Source organism: Streptomyces sp. NPDC057743 (genome assembly GCF_042798755.1).
Lineage (GTDB): Bacteria > Actinomycetota > Actinomycetes > Streptomycetales > Streptomycetaceae > Streptomyces.
This window is the reverse complement of sequence record NZ_JBHVJX010000016.1, coordinates 47513-62180: the sequence shown is the minus strand read 5'-3', so window position 1 is coordinate 62180 and position 14668 is coordinate 47513. Positions and strand designations below refer to the sequence as shown.

The window sequence follows — 14668 nt, the reverse complement described above, 5'->3', positions numbered from 1 at the left end:
CGTGGGGGGGTGGGGGGGTCCGCGGGTGCCGTCCCCCGGGAGAGGGCACCGATCCCGCAGGCCCCCCCGACCCCCCACACCCCGCCTTCCGCCCCCCGCCGCGCGCGGCGCACCCCGGGGGCGCCGCGCGCCGAATCGTCGCCCCGATGAAGGAGACCCCCACGATGACCGCTCGCCGCACGGCCACCGGGATCGCGCTGTTCGGCCTCGCCCCGTTGGCGCTCACCGTGCTCACCGCGACCCCGGCCGCCGCACACGGGTCGATGTCGGACCCGGTCAGCCGGGTCTCGGCCTGCTACGCGGAGGGCCCTCAGAGCCCCAAGTCCGCGGCGTGCAAGGCCGCGGTGCAGGTCGGCGGCGCCCAGGCGCTCTACGACTGGAACGCCGTGCGGGACGGCAACGCCGGCGGCAAGTCCCGGCAGCGGATCCCGGACGGCAAGCTGTGCAGCGCCGGCAACGACGAGTACAAGGGGCTGGACCTGCCGCGCGCCGACTGGCCGGCCACCCCGATGAAGGCCGGCAAGCACACCTTCCGCTACAAGGCGACCGCCCCGCACAAGGGCACCTTCGCGCTGTACCTCACCAAGGACGGCTACGACCCGACCAAGCCGCTGAAGTGGTCCGACCTGGAGGCGAAGCCGTTCGCGGAGGTCACCAACCCGACGCTGACCAACGGCAGTTACGTCTTCGACGGCACCGTGCCGGCCCGCTCCGGCCGCCACCTCGTCTACAGCATCTGGCAGCGCTCGGACAGCCCGGAAGCCTTCTACACCTGCTCCGACGTGGTCTTCGGCAAGGACAACGGCGGCGCCGGGGGCCCGGCGCCGGCCCCGAGCGCGTCCGCGCCGACCGACCGTCAGATCGCCGCCGGCGCCGACCGGTCCTCGATGGACATGAGCCACCACGACCACGCCATGACGGGTACCGGTGGCCAGGACGCCCCGGCGGCCGACAACGGCGCGGGCGGGGCGCACCCGGACGGCGCGGCGGCCCCGGTCGACGGCAAGCACCTGGCCCAGACCGGTGGCGACGGCACCACCGCGCCGCTGGGCATCGCCGGCGCCGCGGTGCTCGCCCTCGGCACCGGCCTGCTGTACGCCGCGGCCCGCCGCAGGGCCGCCCGCCGCCAGGGCTAGGACAGGGCCTAAGCCGCCCGACCGCTGCCGCCCGCCACTCCGTCAGGAGCGCGCGGGCGGCAGCGGTTCGATGACGTCGCCCGCGACGTGCTGGTAGATCACCGAGCTGCGGCAGTCCACCACCTCGCGGCGCTTGAAGATCCGGTCCATCAGCAGGGCGTGCAGCCGGTCCACGTCCGGGACCGCGACATGCACCAGGAAGTCGTCGCCGCCCGCGACGACATAGACGTTGAGCACCTCGGGCAGCGAGGTCAAGAACGCCTTGAACCGCTCGATCACCTCGCGGTTCATCGGCCGGATGCGGACCGTCAGCAGCGCCTGCACCGGGCGGTTGAGGGCGCGCAGGTCCACCGTCGCGCGGTAGCCGGTGATCACCCCGCGGGCGCGCAGCGCGCGGACCCGCTCCAGGCAGGTGGAGGGGGCGATGTTCAGTTTGCCGGCGAGCTCGCGGTTGGTCTGCCGTGCATCGCGTTGCAGTTCGCGGACAATCGCCGAATCAATGTCGTCCATGCCCCCCATGGTGCTGGCACTCACCGAATGTTGTTCGGCGACACCACAGTTTGATCAACGTTCCTATTAGCGTTTGCGGCCGTGACCGTACAAGAAACATCGCTTGCCTCTTCTACACGGCCGGATGTACGGCGCCTGGGGATCGGCAGTGGCACCGCGCTGTGCGCCGGTGCCGTCCTGGGTCCCGGCGTGCTGACCCTGCCGTCGCTGGCCGCCGCCGCGGCCGGCCCCGCCTCCCTGCTGGCCTGGGTCGTCCTGCTGGCCATGTGCGTCCCGGTGGCCGCGTCGTTCGCGGCGCTGGGCGCGAAGTACCCCGACGGCGGGGGCGTCGCCACCTTCGTGCACCGGGCGATCGGGCCGCGCGCCGCGGCGGCGGTCGGCTGGTGGTTCTACGGGGCGGTGCCGCTCGGGGTGGTCTCGGCCGCCTGGATCGGCGGCAAGTACGTGGCCGACGTGGCCGGTTGGGGCCAGGGCGGGGCGGCCGCGGTCGGCGCGGTGGTGCTGGCCGGGTCGCTGGCCTCCAACGCGGTCGGGCTGCGGATGTCGGGCCGGGTGCAGCTGCTGCTCGGCGGGCTGCTGGCGGCGGTGCTGCTGTGCGCGGTGCTGGCCGCCGCGCCGCGGGTGTCCGCGGACCACTTCACGCCGTTCCTGCCCGGCGGTTGGACGTCGGTGGGGTCGGCGGCGGGGGTGCTGTTCTTCGCGTTCGCCGGGTGGGAGGCGGCCAGCCACCTCTCCGGCGAGTTCGCCGACCCGGCGCGCGATCTGCCGCGGGTGACCCGCCGCACGCTCGTCGTGATCACCGTGCTCTACCTGGGGCTCGCGGTCACCACCATCGGGGCGTTGGGCCCGGCCGCCGCCAAGACCGACACCCCGCTGACCGCGCTGCTCGCGCAGAGCGTGGGCAGTGCCGCCCGCCCGGTGGCGGCCGCGGCGGCGGTGTTCCTCACCTTCGGGGCGGTCAACTCCTATCTGGCCGGCGCCTCCCGGCTCGGTGCGGCGCTCGGCCGGGACGGCGCGGCGCCGCGCTGGCTGGCCAAGGGCGGCGAGCCGGGCGAGGTGCCGCGCCGGTCCCTGGCGGGGCTGGGCGTGGTGGCGGCGGCACTGGCGGTGCCGGCCGCGGTCGGCGCGGTCGACCTGGACCTGCTGATGCGGGCCACCGCCACCTGTCTGGCCGCGGTGACCCTGGCGGGGCTGATCGCCGCGCTGGTGCTGCTGCCGCGGCGCACCCCGCTGTGGTTCGGCGGGCTGGCCGGCTCGCTGCTGACCGTGGGGGTGCTCGCCTTCTCCGGGTGGCTGCTGCTGATCCCGGTGGTGCTGGCGGCCGCTTCCTACGGGTTCCTGACGCTGCGTCGGACGGGCCGGGCCGCCCGCTGAACCGCCGCGGGCGCCCCGGCCCCGGTCCCGGCCCGCGCGCCGACCGCGGGCCGGGCACCGCTCAACTGGCGGCGGAGGCGCAGGTGGTCGGGGTGGCGTGCGCCGGGTCGAGCGCGTTGGCCGTCTCGTGGAAGGCGATCCGGTCGACGGTCCCGATGGCCACGTGGTCGGAGAGGTCGACCGGACACAGGTCCTGGAGCAGGACGTTGTGGACGTCGGGGCCGCTCAGGTAGCCCGAGGCGTAGGGCGTGACGACCTCGTCGTACTTGGTGGCGATGACGGTGTAGTGGACGCCGGGGAGGGTGTCGCCGCCGGCGTTGAGGCGGCCCAGGAGCGCGGACCCGACGGCCTGGTCGGTCAGTCCCGGGGTGAACGTGTCGAGGTACTGCTTGGCGCCGGGGAAGAGGTCGAGCAGGTTGGTCAGCCCGTCGAGGGTGGTGCCGTGGTTGTCGGGGGACAGCCCGACCAGTGTGTGCACCTTGTCCGCGCCACCGTGGAACTTCAGGTAGACCCGCGGCATCATGCCGCCCTGGGAGTGCCCGACCAGGTCCACCTTGTCCGCGCCGGTCGCGGACCGCACCCGGTCGACGTAGGTGGCGAGTTGCTGCGCCGAGGCGTCCACCGGGCCGAGCCCGTAGAAGAGCGGGACGCCGGGCAGTTGGCCGTAATCCAGCGAGAAGACGCAGTAGCCGCGGGCCACCAAGTAGGGTGCGAGGCCGAGCCAGTTGTCGACGGAGTTGCCGAAGGTTCCGTGGACCAGGACGACGGGCCGGGGGTGCGCGGCGGAGGGCTTGCAGGAGAAGTTGTTCCAGCCGCTGGTGATCTGATGGGGGCGGCGCGAAGCGTCTCCTGCCGGGGCGGTGGCGGGCGACGGGAGGGCGGCAGCGGCGGCGGAGGGGGCCGTGGTGAGGCCGAGGGCCAGGGCGACGACCGGGACGAGGGCGCGCAGTCTGGACCAACGCTGTGTCATGCGGTGCTCCTTGCGGGGTGAGGGGGACTGACGAGGAGCTCGTGAGCCGTTCACCTGCGATCCGGATCGCAAGGACCAAACGTGGTGACTGCCAAGTAAGTTACGAGCGGGTAAGCACGACGTACCAGTGGCGTGACGGTGAAGGAACGCGCACCCGATCCGCACCGCACGGCCGGGTGCGCAACGCCGGTTGCGTGCCGGCGAGATGAGGGTCGGTCCGGCGGCCCTGGCCCCGGTCCGGACGCCGCCGGCCGGGCGGCTGTCAGTGGTGTCGCGTAGGATCGAAAGCGCATCGGGCACCCGCTCGACCAGGGCGTCCGGGCGAGGAACGAGGGGAGACACCATGGACGCGACGGTGGGCACGCCGACGGGCACGGCCGGCGATCGGGGGCGCGAGGCACCGGTGGAGCCGGCGGCTGCGCCGGGCGCCCTGACGGGGATCGAGGAGATCTCCTCGGAGGCCGAACTGCGGGCGCTGGTCGGCGAGCCCGGCCACCACGCCGCGCACAAGACCCGCGACCGGCTGCACGCGCTCGACCGCCAGTGGCTGGCGCAGTCGCCGTTCTGCCTGATAGCCACCGCGGACGCGGCCGGCCACTGCGATGTCTCCCCCAAGGGCGACCCGGCCGGCTTCACCCACGTCCTGGACGACACCACCCTGGTCATCCCGGACCGCCCCGGCAACAAGCGCGTGGACGGCTTCCGGAACATCCTGGCCAATCCGCGCGTCGGGCTGCTCTATGTGCTGCCCGGTCGGGGCGACACCCTGCGGATCAACGGCCGGGCCCGACTGCTGCGCGACGCCCCGTTCTTCGACGAGCTGGTCGTGAAGGGGCACCGCCCGCGGCTGGCGCTGCTGGTCGAGATCGAGGAGGTCTTCTCCCACTGCCCCAAGGCGCTGCTCCGCTCACAGCTGTGGAAGCCGGAGAGCTGGCGGCCGGAGGCGGTGCCCTCAAGGGCCAAGATGGCCAAGGAGCTTGAGGCTCAGGACGTGCCGCTGGCGGCGCTGGAGGAGCACTACGGCCCGCGGTACGCGGAGCGGCTCTACGGCTGAGCGCGGCGGCCCGGCTGGTCCGGTCGGCCCGGCTGGTCCGGTCGGCCCGGCTGGTCCGGTCGGCCCGGTACTGGGGGCGGTCCGAGGGCGGCCGCGGGGCGCACCGCGGTGGTGCCGAAGCGGGCCCGGGCGCGGTCGACGGCCGCCTCGATGCGGTGGGCCTTGTCGTCGGCGGCGTCGAAGGTGAGCTGACGGGCGGCGCGTTCGGCGCGGCACAGGTCCTCGGCGCGCAGGGCCAGCGCGCGCACCCGGGCCCGCTGGAGGCCGAGCGCGGCGTGCAGCGCGTAGGCCGCCGCGGTCAGCGCGGGGCCGTGTGCGGTCGGCGCGTCCAGTCGCCGGGTGCGGGTCGTGGTGGAGCGGTCGGCGTAGCGGACGGTGAGGGTGAGCGCGCGAGCCGCCTGCCCGGAGGTCCGGAGCCGGGCACCGAGTTCGTCGGCGAGCGAGAGCAGTGCCCGTTGACGCCGGTCCGGGTCCAACTCGTCGTGGGCGAAGCGGTGTTCGGCGGCGATCGAGCGGGCGGCCGCGTTGGGCGTGACGGGGGTGGGGTCGATGCCGCGGGCGCGCTCCAGGACCGCCCGGCCGGCCCGGGCGCCCAGGATGCGCTGGAGGGTGGCGGGCGGCGCGGCGGCGATCTTGCCGACGCTGTCGAGCCCGTAGGCGGACAGCGCGCGGGCGGCCGCGGGCCCGACGCCGTACAGCGCGGAGGCCGGGCGGCGGTCGAGGAAGGCGGCGACGGCCCGGGGGTCGGCGGGTACGGCGCGGATCCCGCCGGGCGGGGCGTCCTGGGCGGCCAGCCGGGCCAGTTGCGGGGTGGAGCCGACGCCGATGGTGCACCGCACGCCGTGCCAGGCCAGCGCGCGCAGCCGGATCAGCGCGGCGACGCCGGCCGCGTCCCGGTCGAAGTAGCGCAGGGCGCCGCGGACGTCGGCGAGCGCGGCGTCCGGCGGCAGCGCCTGGATGACGGGGGTGAACTTCCCCAGCAGGCCGAGCAGTTGCTCGTACTGCCGTGCGCTGACCGGCTCGCCGGGCTCGCCGGCGGTCCGGAAGCGGAGGTACAGCGTGCCTGCACCGGGGCGGTTCATCCGGCGCTCCCGGGGCTGGCGTGCCACAACTTCCGGCCGGTGGCGGCGCGTTCGCCGGGCGGCTGGAGGTCCGCCCAGGGGTGCAGCTCGTAGCCGGTCTCCAGGCGGAGGGTGCGGCCGGGGCCGGCGCCCGCGCCGGAGGGTGCGGGCCCGGGCGCGTCCGCCGGGGCGCCGTCGGGGGCGGGCGGGGGTGCCGTGCGGTCCGGTTCCGGTGTGGCGGCGAGGTGGGCGGTGGCCGCCTCCAGGCCGCCGGTGCGCCGGAGTTCGGCCAGTTCGGCGAGGTTCCAGGCGGCGCTGCCGACCACGCTGAGGCTGCGCGGGCCGCGCCGCTGCACCACTCCGCGCACCAGCAGCAGCCACGAGTGGAAGACGGTGCGGGCGCACGCCTCGTGGCTGTCGTCGAAGAAGGCGCAGTCGACCAGGCCGGTGCTGTCGTCGAGGGTGGTGAAGATGACCCGGCGGCCGGAGCGGACCGGTGGCGTCTGGGTGGCCGCCTTGGCGCCGGCGACCAGCACCGTCTCGCCGTGCCGGGCGCCTTGCAGCAGCCGGGCCGGCACCGCGCCCAGTTCGGCGAGGAACTCCCGGTGGTCGGCCATCAGATGGCGGGAGGCGTCCATGCCGAGGACGCCGAGCTCGGCGCTGAGCCGCTCCACGTCGGTGAGGTCGGGCAGCCCGGCCGGCTCGACCGGCTCGACCTCCTGCGCCTCCCGGTCGGTGTGGAGCGTCAACTGCCCGTCGGGGGCGCTCCGTCCGTGGTGGTGCAGTTCGGCGACGTACAGCAGCAGGTCCCGCCGGTTGGCGCCGAAGGCGTCCAACGCGCCGACCCGGGCGAGGCGTTCGGCCACCGGGCGGCCGGGCCGGGCCCGCTGCCAGAGGTCCTGGAGCGAGCGGTAGGGCTGACCGTCCGCGATCCGCCGGGCCTCGACCTGGCTGATTCCGTACACGTCGGAGAGGGCCAGCCGCAGCCCCCAGGTGTCCGGGGCACCCCCGTTACCGGACACCAGTTCGATCCGATGGGTGACCGCGGACCGGTTCACGTCCAACGGCAGCACCGGCACCCCGCGCCGCCGGGCGTCCGCGAGCAGCAGCCGCTTGGGGTACATCCCGGGGTCGTGGGTGAGCAGCCCGGCGTAGAAGGCCGCCGGGTGGTGCGCCTTGAGCCAGGCGGACTGGTAGGTGGGCACGGCGAACGCGACGGCGTGCGCCTTGCAGAAGCCGTACGCGCCGAACGCCTCGACGATCTCCCAGGTGTGCGCGATGACGTCGGGGGCGTAGCCGCGGGCGGCGGCCCGCCGGGCGAACCAGTCGCGCGCCCGCCCCTGCCGCTCCGGGTCCGCCAGGGCGCGCCGTTGCTCGTCCGCCTCGTCCCGGTGGCATCCGGTCATGATCCGCAGGATCTCGATGACCTGCTCGTGGAAGACCACCACCCCGTAGGTCTCGCGCAGCGGTCCCTCCAGGTCGCGGTGCGGGTAGCGGACGGGCCGGCGGCCGTGCCGGGCCTCGATGAAGGGCCGCACCATGTCGGCGGCGACCGGCCCCGGCCGGAAGAGGGAGATGTCGACGACCAGGTCGTGGAAGGTGGCGGGTTGGAGCCGGCCGACCAGGTCGCGCTGACCGGGCGACTCGATCTGGAAGCAGCCCAGAGTCTCGGTCGAGCGGATCAGGTCGTAGGTGGCCGGGTCGCCGGGCGGCACCTGCGCCGGATCGTCCAGGTCGAGCCGGGTTCCGGTGGCCCGGCCGAGCTCGGCGACCGCGTGCGCCATCGCGGACTGCATCCGCACGCCCAGCACGTCCAGCTTGAGCAACCCCAGGTCCTCCACGTCCTCCTTGTCGAACTGGGACATCGGGAAGCCGTCGCCGGCGGTGGGCACCACCGGGGTGCGGTCCAGCAGGGTGGCGTCGGAGAGCAGCACCCCGCACGGGTGCATGGCGATCCCGCGGGGCAGCGCGTCCAGCGCCTCGACCAGCTGCCACAGCCGCTCGTCGGCGCCCTCCCGCACCCCGCGCAGCTCGGGCAGTTCGGCCAGCGCGGCGCGGGCGTCCCGGGCCCGGATGTGCGGGAACGCCTTGGCGAGGCGGTCCACCCGCGCCGGGTCCATGCCGAGGGCGGCGCCCACGTCGCGGACCGCGTGCCGGACGCGGTAGGTCTCGGGCATCGAGACGGTCGCCACCCGCTCGGCGCCGAAGCGGTCGAAGATCGCGCGGTAGACCTCCAGCCGGCGGGCCGACTCCACGTCGATGTCGATGTCCGGCAGCGCGGCCCGCCGCGCGGACAGGAAGCGCTCCATCAGCAGCCCGTGTGCGACCGGGTCGGCGTGCGCGATGCCCAGCAGGTGGTTGACCAGGGACCCGGCGCCGGAGCCCCGGGCGGCGACCCGGATGCCCAACTTCCGTACATCGTCCACGACTTGGGCGACCGTCAGGAAGTACGAGGGGTAGCCGAGCCGCTCGACGGTGCGCAACTCGTCCTCCAGCCGCGTCCAGTAGGCGCGGTCGCGGTCGTAACCGCGCAGCACCATCGCGGCGGCGCAGCGGGAGCGCAACACCCGGGCGGCGGTGCGGTGTTCCGCGCCGACGAGGCGGGGTTCGGGGAAGTGGATGCGGCCGAGCCCGAGGTCGGCCCGCGGGTCCACCCGGCACTCCCCCGCACTCTCCTCGGTCATGGTCAGCAGCCGGTGGGCGAGGTCGCGCCGGAAGCCGGCCGCCTCGGCGATCCGCTCGGCGGCGGCGCCCATCGCGGCGGCGTCCTTGAGCCAGCGCTCGCCGCTGTCCCAGGTCTCGGGGCGGCGCCGGTCCACCGGCACCAGGCGGCGGGCGGAGTCCAGGACGTCGGCGACCGGGCCCTGGCCGGGGTCGGCGTAGCGGACCGCGTTGGTCAGCACGGCGCGGACGCCCTGGTCGACGGCGAGGCCGAGGGTGCGGGCGGCCAGCCGCAGGGAGCCGGGGCCGCTGCCGGTGCGCCCGTGGTCGACGACCTCCAGGCGCAGCGCGTCGCCGTACCGTTCGCGCCAGGGGGCGAGGAGCCGCGCGGCGCGGTCCGGGCGGCCGGCGGCCAGCGCCCGGCCGACGTCGGAGTCCGGGCCGAGCAGGACGGTCAGCCCGTCGGCGGCGGTTTCCAGGGCGTCGCGCGACAGGACGGGCTGCTCGCCGCGGTCGGCGTGGGCGGCGGAGACCAGCCGGCAGAGCGCGGCCCAGCCGGCCGCGCCGTCCCGGGCCAGGAAGACGACGCGGGCGGCGGACTCGTCGAGGAAGGCGCCACCCCGCACCGGGGTGCGGGGGCGGGCGGTGGGTCGGGGCGCCGACTCCCCGTCCGCGACGGCGAGTTCGGCGCCGAACAGCGGGCGGACGCCGGCCTCGGCGGCGGCCTTGGCGAACCGGACGGCACCGGAGAGCCCGTCCCGGTCGGTCAGCGCGAGGGCACCCAGGCCGCGCTCGGCGGCGCGCTCGACCAGCCGCTCCGGGTGGGAGGCGCCGTAGCGCAGCGAGAAGCCCGAAGCGGTGTGCAGATGCGTGAACCCGGGCATCCGCACCTCCTGCACCTCATACGCCCCCCGGCTGTATTCGCGTCCCTTGTTTCGCTTCCTCCACCATAACGCCTTTCTCGAACACTCGTACGAACACACGCCCAGGGAGCCCGCCGAACGGGAGTTATCGACCAAAACGGATATAAAGCCCGTGGAATAGCTGCGAACCCAGAACGGAGCGGCGCATGGCCACGAGCGACGACGGCACCCGCCTCACCTTCATCGGGGAGGTGAAGAGCGCGGTGACGACCCGGGCGGCGCTCCTGGTGATCGGGGTGCTGGGCCTGATGGTCGCGTTCATCACGTCGTACACCGGCGCCTTCCACCACCCGAAACCGGACCGGATGACGCTGGCGGTGGTCGCCCCGGCCCAGGCCCGCGGGGAGTTGGTGAACAAGCTGGACCGGCTCCCGGGCGCACCGCTGGACCCGCGCCCGGCGGCCTCCGAGGCGATCGCCCGGCGCCAGCTCGCGGACCGCGAGATCGACGCCGCGCTGCTCTTCGACCCGCGCGGCACCACCGACCGGCTGCTGGTCGCCAGCGGTGGCGGCGCCGCGCTCTCCCAGGCGGTCGAGGCGGTCGTGACGGCGGCCGAGAAGCAGCAGCAACGGACCGTCCGCACCGAGGACGTGGTCCCCACCGGCGCCGAAGACAGCCGCAGCCTGTCGTCCTTCTACCTGGTGGTGGGGTGGTGCGTCGGCGGCTATCTGTGCGCCGCGATCCTGGCGATCAGCGCCGGGGCGCGCCCGGCCAACGGGCCGCGGGCGGTGATCCGGCTCGCCGCGTTGGCGCTGTACTCGATCGCCGCCGGGCTGGCCGGGGCGATCGTGGTCGGCCCGGTCCTCGGCGCGCTGTCCGGCAGCCTCTTCGGGCTGTGGGGACTGGGCGCGCTGGTGGTCTTCGCGGTGGGCGCCACCACCCTTGCCTTCCAAGGGCTGTTGGGCATCATCGGCATCGGCCTGGCGATCCTGGTGATCGTGGTGTTCGGCAACCCGAGCGCGGGCGGCGCCTACCCGTATCCGCTGCTGCCGCCGTTCTGGCGGGCGATCGGGCCCGCGCTGCCGCCGGGCGCCGGCACCTGGGCGGCGCGCTCGATCACCTACTTCCGGGGCCAGTCGCTGACCGCGCCGCTGCTGGTGCTCTCCGCCTGGGCGGTGGGCGGCACCCTGGTCACCGTCCTCCTGGCGACGCTGCACCGCACGGCCGACGAGCGCAGCGGCGGGCCGACACCCGAGGGCGAGAAGCGGCTGCCCGCCTGAATCGACCCGGCGCACGACGGCGCCCCGTGCCTGCCACGCCCCTCCCGACGCGGCACGCACGGGGCGCCGTCCATTCTCCCGCTCCGCCCCGCGGTGGCTCCCCCGCGGGCCGTCGCCTTCCGGCCATGCCGGCCGTCACATGTGCGTACCGCCGTCGATCCGGATCTCCGTGCCGGTGACGAAGGCGCCGTCCTCCGAGGCGAGCATCGCTATCACGCCGGCGACGGTCTCCGGGCCGGCGAAGCCCCGTCCCAGGGCCGGCGCCAGCTTCACGAACAGGCTCATGTCGGCGTCCTCCGGCAGCCCCGGGCCGCGGCCGGTGGTCATCCCGCTGGCGATGGAGCCCGGCGCCACGCACACCGCGCGCAGCCCCTGCTTGCTGTACTCGCTGGCGATGGCGTGCGTCATGGACTGGATGCCGCCCTTGCTCGCCGCGTACGCCGCCATGTACGGGTGCGCGAACGAGGCCGAGGTGGAGCTGAAGTTGACGATCACCGGGGCCTGACCGGCCAGCAGGGCGGGCAGCGCCTCGCGGATCACCAGGAAGGTGCCGGTGAGGTTGACCGAGATGACCTTGTTGAAGAAGTCCAGGGTGGTCTCGTGGGTGTGCGAGGAGCGCAGGATGCCGGCCGCGTTGACCAGGACGTCCAGCCCGCCGAGGCGCTGCACCGCGGCGGCCACGCCGGCGCGCACCGCGGCCTCGTCGGAGATGTCCAGCCGCGCGGTCTGTAGGCGGTCGGCGGTGCCGTCCGTGGCGGCCCGCTCGGCGGTGGCCGCCAGGCCCGCCTCGTCGACGTCCACCGCGACGACCCGGCCGCCCTCGGAGAGGATCCGGTGGGCGGTGGCCTGTCCGATACCCGAGCCGGCCCCGGTGATCAGTGCGCGGCGTCCGTCAAAGCGGTTCATGGTGTTGCTCCTTCGTGAAGTGCCTCAGGGGGGCGATGTCCGCACCGTACGCCTACTTGGCACGTTGTGCCATATTCGCACAGAGTGCCGATCCGGCACGCGCTCCGTAAGCTGGGCGCATGTCCACCGCACCCCGCCCCTCGCTCACCCAGCGCCGGAAGGCCGAGACCCAGCTGGAGATCGCCCGCACCGCGGCCGCGCTGTTCGCGGAGCGCGGCCCCGGGGTCACCGCGGACGAGATCGCCCGCGCCTCGGGCGTCGCGCTGCGCACCTTCTACCGGTACTTCCGCACCAAGGAGGACGCGGTGGCTCCGCTGCTGGCCGTCGGCGTCCGGCAGTGGATCGACGATCTGGCGGCCGCCACCACCGGGCCGGACGCCCCGCCGGCCCGCGCGGCACTGGAGCACGCCGCCCGTCGGGCGCTGACCCCCACCGACGAGCGGGCCACCGAGGCGCTGCGCTGGACCCGCGGGCTGCTGCGGGCGATGCCCGACGATCCGGCGCTGCGCGCGGTCTGGCACCGCGTCCACCACGACTCCGAGGAGGCGCTGCGCCCGGTCCTGGCGCGGCTCACCGGTGCCGGCCGGCTCCAGGTGCGGCTGGCCGCGGCGGCGGCGAACACCGCGATGCGGGTGGCGGTCGAGGAGTGGGCCGCGGGCAACGCGCGGGCGGACGGGCCGCACGGCCCCGCGGAGTTGGTGGCCCGCGGCATGCGGGCGCTCACCGCGGGCCTGCCCGAACTCGACCAACGGCCGGGCGGCAAGGGGGACTTCGGCGACGCGGAGCAGGACGCGCGCTAGGGCCCGCCCCATCGGGCAGCCCCTGGCGCGTACCACCCCTGATCCATCGGGCGGACCCCGCGGCGCTCAGGCCCCGCCCTTCGGACAATCGGCGGAGATCGACTCCCGGCCGAACGGACGGTCGGCGGCCGGATTCCCTCCTTGCGGGGGCAAATCGAGGGCCTCCGGACGGCCCCCATCGGCGCTGGCAGCGCCCCGCAGCCCGGCGCCCCACGCCCCAACTCCCGGAAACTTTCGCGCCATTACCCTCAGCTTTCACCTATCGACCAAAAGTGATCGGGGCGCGTGCGTTTGAGATGCGGTTGGGCCAGACTCCCGTCCGGTATCTGGACCTACGAGCAAAGGAGTGTTCGTCATGCGGTACATCACTGGGGCGGTTGCGCTCGGGGCGGCGCTGATTCTCGGCGCGCTGTCCACCACCGCGCAGGCCGCCACGGCACCGGCCCAGCCCGCCCGGACCGGTGGCCTCTACGCCCAGTCCGAGCTGGTGTTGACGGTCGGTCGGGGCGAGACCCGGGCGGACGCCACGGTGGAGCGCGCGGCGACGCTGAGCTGTATGCCGATGGCGACCGGCACCCACCCGGCCCCGAAGGCCGCCTGTACCCAACTGCGCGCGGTCGGCGGTGACTTCAGCGCGGTGACCGAGGGTGCGACGAAGAGCTCCCGGATGTGCAGCATGGTGTGGGACCCGGTCGTGGTCACCGCGGACGGGGTCTGGCAGGGCCGTCGGGTCTCGTACACGCACACCTTCGCCAACTCCTGTGTGATGACGGACGGCAAGGGCTCGGTCTTCGAGTTCTGACCGGCCACCGGCCGTCCCTGACCTGGGGTCAGGACACGGCGGATCGTGGACGGCGCCGGCCCCCGGACGAGGAGAGCGTCCGGGGGCCGGTTCGTGCCGTCGACCGGGGGGCCGGTCGGCCGGGTCGGTCAGCCGATCTTGGTGCCGGTCGCCTGGAGGGCGGCCGGAACCGGCTGGAAGAAGGTCTCGCCGCCCTGGCTGCAGTCGCCGCTGCCGCCGGAGGTGAGGCCGAGCGCGCTCTCGCCGTCGAAGAGGGCGCCGCCGCTGTCGCCGGGCTCGGCGCAGACGTCGGTCTGGATCAGCCCGTTGACCGTGCCCTCCTGGTAGTTGACGCTGGCGTTCAGCGCCTTGACGGTGCCGTCGTGCACCTGGGTGGTGCTGCCGGACCGCTTCACCTTCTCGCCGACGGTGGCGTCCGCGGCCTTGGTGATCTTCTGCGGGCTGCCGCTGTAGAGGTCGACCTCGCTGGGGTGCTCGGTGTTGCCGGTGTACTTGGCGATCGAGTAGTCGTTGCCCGGGAACTTGGACGTCTCGGTGGTCGCGATCGTCTGGCCACCCTGCTTGTCGGACCACTCCTTGACGGCGTTGCCGCAGTGGCCGGCGGTCAGGATGTACGGGTCGCTGCCCTTGACGACGTTGAACCCGAGCGAGCAGCGGGCGCTGCTGCCCCAGATCGCGTCGCCGCCGGCGATCAGCGGACGGAACTGGCTGTTGGTGTGGCGGAGTTCGACGGTGTCACCGAGGCCCTTGGCGACCTTGGTGAGCCGGTCCAGCTTGGCGCCGGTGACCGTGCGGTCCGAGGTCACCACGACCTTGTTGGCCTTGGGGTCCATCGCCCAGGCGGTGCCGGGGATGGTCGCCTTGTCCTTCAGCGTCTGCCGGGCCGCGTCGAGTTGGGCCATGGTGTGCTTGACCATTCTCGGCTCCGCGCCCTTGGCCCGGACCTTCGCCGCGGACGCCTGGTCCACGACGTTGACCACCAGCTTCTTGGCCTGGGCGTCGTAGTACGCGCCGGCGCTACCGGACTTGAGCTGGGACGCCAGGGTGGTCGCAGCGGCCGGCGAGAGCGTGGCCGTCGTGGGCGCCGGTGCGGCGTGGGCGTTGGCGAGGGTGACGGTCGCGGTGGCGGCCAGCGCGAGCGCGCCGGCACCGGCCAGCATCGTGCGGCGGCGGGGTATGCGTCGGTGCTTCAACTCAGGGCCTCCCGTGGGGGGTTGGGCCCGGACCGTGGGGAGTCCATGCGGGCCCGAG

12 protein-coding genes are annotated in these 14668 nt (G+C 74.6%); 6 read left to right on the top strand and 6 right to left on the bottom strand.

The window, feature by feature from the left end:
- Positions 1 to 164: 164 nt before the first annotated feature.
- Positions 165 to 1136, top strand: coding sequence for a lytic polysaccharide monooxygenase (locus tag ACFVFQ_RS19820; protein ID WP_383417572.1), 972 nt, complete (start codon positions 165 to 167; stop codon positions 1134 to 1136).
- A gap of 42 nt (positions 1137 to 1178) precedes the next feature.
- Here ACFVFQ_RS19820 and ACFVFQ_RS19815 read toward each other — a convergent pair whose 3' ends face one another.
- Positions 1179 to 1646 carry an Lrp/AsnC family transcriptional regulator gene (locus tag ACFVFQ_RS19815; protein WP_274916528.1) on the bottom strand — a complete coding sequence of 156 codons (468 nt, stop codon included), beginning with the start codon at positions 1644 to 1646 and terminating at the stop codon, positions 1179 to 1181.
- Positions 1647 to 1727: 81 nt separating this feature from the next.
- Here ACFVFQ_RS19815 and ACFVFQ_RS19810 point away from each other — a divergent pair, with 81 nt between their 5' ends.
- Positions 1728 to 3020 (top strand): APC family permease, encoded by a 1293-nt coding sequence (locus tag ACFVFQ_RS19810; RefSeq protein WP_383417567.1) that lies wholly within the window; start codon positions 1728 to 1730, stop codon positions 3018 to 3020.
- Between the two features lie 61 nt (positions 3021 to 3081).
- Here ACFVFQ_RS19810 and ACFVFQ_RS19805 read toward each other — a convergent pair whose 3' ends face one another.
- On the bottom strand, positions 3082 to 3990 hold the full coding sequence (locus ACFVFQ_RS19805; protein WP_383417564.1) for an esterase/lipase family protein: 909 nt from the start codon (positions 3988 to 3990) through the stop codon (positions 3082 to 3084).
- 343 nt (positions 3991 to 4333) lie between these two features.
- Here ACFVFQ_RS19805 and ACFVFQ_RS19800 point away from each other — a divergent pair, with 343 nt between their 5' ends.
- Complete coding sequence (locus tag ACFVFQ_RS19800; RefSeq protein ID WP_383417562.1) at positions 4334 to 5044, top strand: pyridoxamine 5'-phosphate oxidase family protein; 711 nt, start codon at positions 4334 to 4336, stop codon at positions 5042 to 5044.
- Here ACFVFQ_RS19800 and ACFVFQ_RS19795 read toward each other — a convergent pair.
- Both ACFVFQ_RS19795 and ACFVFQ_RS19790 read right to left on the bottom strand, forming a co-directional pair.
- Positions 5035 to 6126, bottom strand: coding sequence for a hypothetical protein (locus ACFVFQ_RS19795; protein ID WP_383417559.1), 1092 nt, complete (start codon positions 6124 to 6126; stop codon positions 5035 to 5037). The two genes, ACFVFQ_RS19800 and ACFVFQ_RS19795, sit on opposite strands and share 10 nt — an antisense overlap.
- The gene (locus tag ACFVFQ_RS19790; protein ID WP_383417556.1) at positions 6123 to 9650 is read right to left on the bottom strand and encodes a DNA polymerase III subunit alpha; all 3528 of its coding nucleotides are present in this window, start codon (positions 9648 to 9650) and stop codon (positions 6123 to 6125) included. Before ACFVFQ_RS19790 ends, ACFVFQ_RS19795 begins: the two co-directional genes overlap by 4 nt.
- Before the next feature lie 185 nt (positions 9651 to 9835).
- Here ACFVFQ_RS19790 and ACFVFQ_RS19785 point away from each other — a divergent pair, with 185 nt between their 5' ends.
- Positions 9836 to 10909 carry a DUF3533 domain-containing protein gene (locus ACFVFQ_RS19785; protein ID WP_383417553.1) on the top strand — a complete coding sequence of 358 codons (1074 nt, stop codon included), beginning with the start codon at positions 9836 to 9838 and terminating at the stop codon, positions 10907 to 10909.
- Between the two features lie 135 nt (positions 10910 to 11044).
- Here the strand turns inward: ACFVFQ_RS19785 and ACFVFQ_RS19780 are convergent, their stop codons facing one another.
- Complete coding sequence (locus ACFVFQ_RS19780) at positions 11045 to 11815, bottom strand: SDR family NAD(P)-dependent oxidoreductase (protein WP_383417550.1); 771 nt, start codon at positions 11813 to 11815, stop codon at positions 11045 to 11047.
- Positions 11816 to 11934: 119 nt separating this feature from the next.
- On the opposite strand from ACFVFQ_RS19780, the gene ACFVFQ_RS19775 reads away from it, so the two are divergent.
- Complete coding sequence (locus ACFVFQ_RS19775) at positions 11935 to 12615, top strand: TetR/AcrR family transcriptional regulator (protein ID WP_383417547.1); 681 nt, start codon at positions 11935 to 11937, stop codon at positions 12613 to 12615.
- Positions 12616 to 12970: 355 nt separating this feature from the next.
- A complete protein-coding gene (locus ACFVFQ_RS19770) occupies positions 12971 to 13417 on the top strand; it encodes a subtilase-type protease inhibitor (protein WP_383417544.1) in 447 nt (148 codons plus the stop codon).
- Positions 13418 to 13545: 128 nt separating this feature from the next.
- Here the strand turns inward: ACFVFQ_RS19770 and ACFVFQ_RS19765 are convergent, their stop codons facing one another.
- Positions 13546 to 14577: a S1 family peptidase gene (locus ACFVFQ_RS19765; RefSeq protein ID WP_383417968.1), complete on the bottom strand. Its 1032-nt coding sequence runs from the start codon at positions 14575 to 14577 to the stop codon at positions 13546 to 13548.
- Between the last annotated feature and the right edge of the window lie 91 nt (positions 14578 to 14668).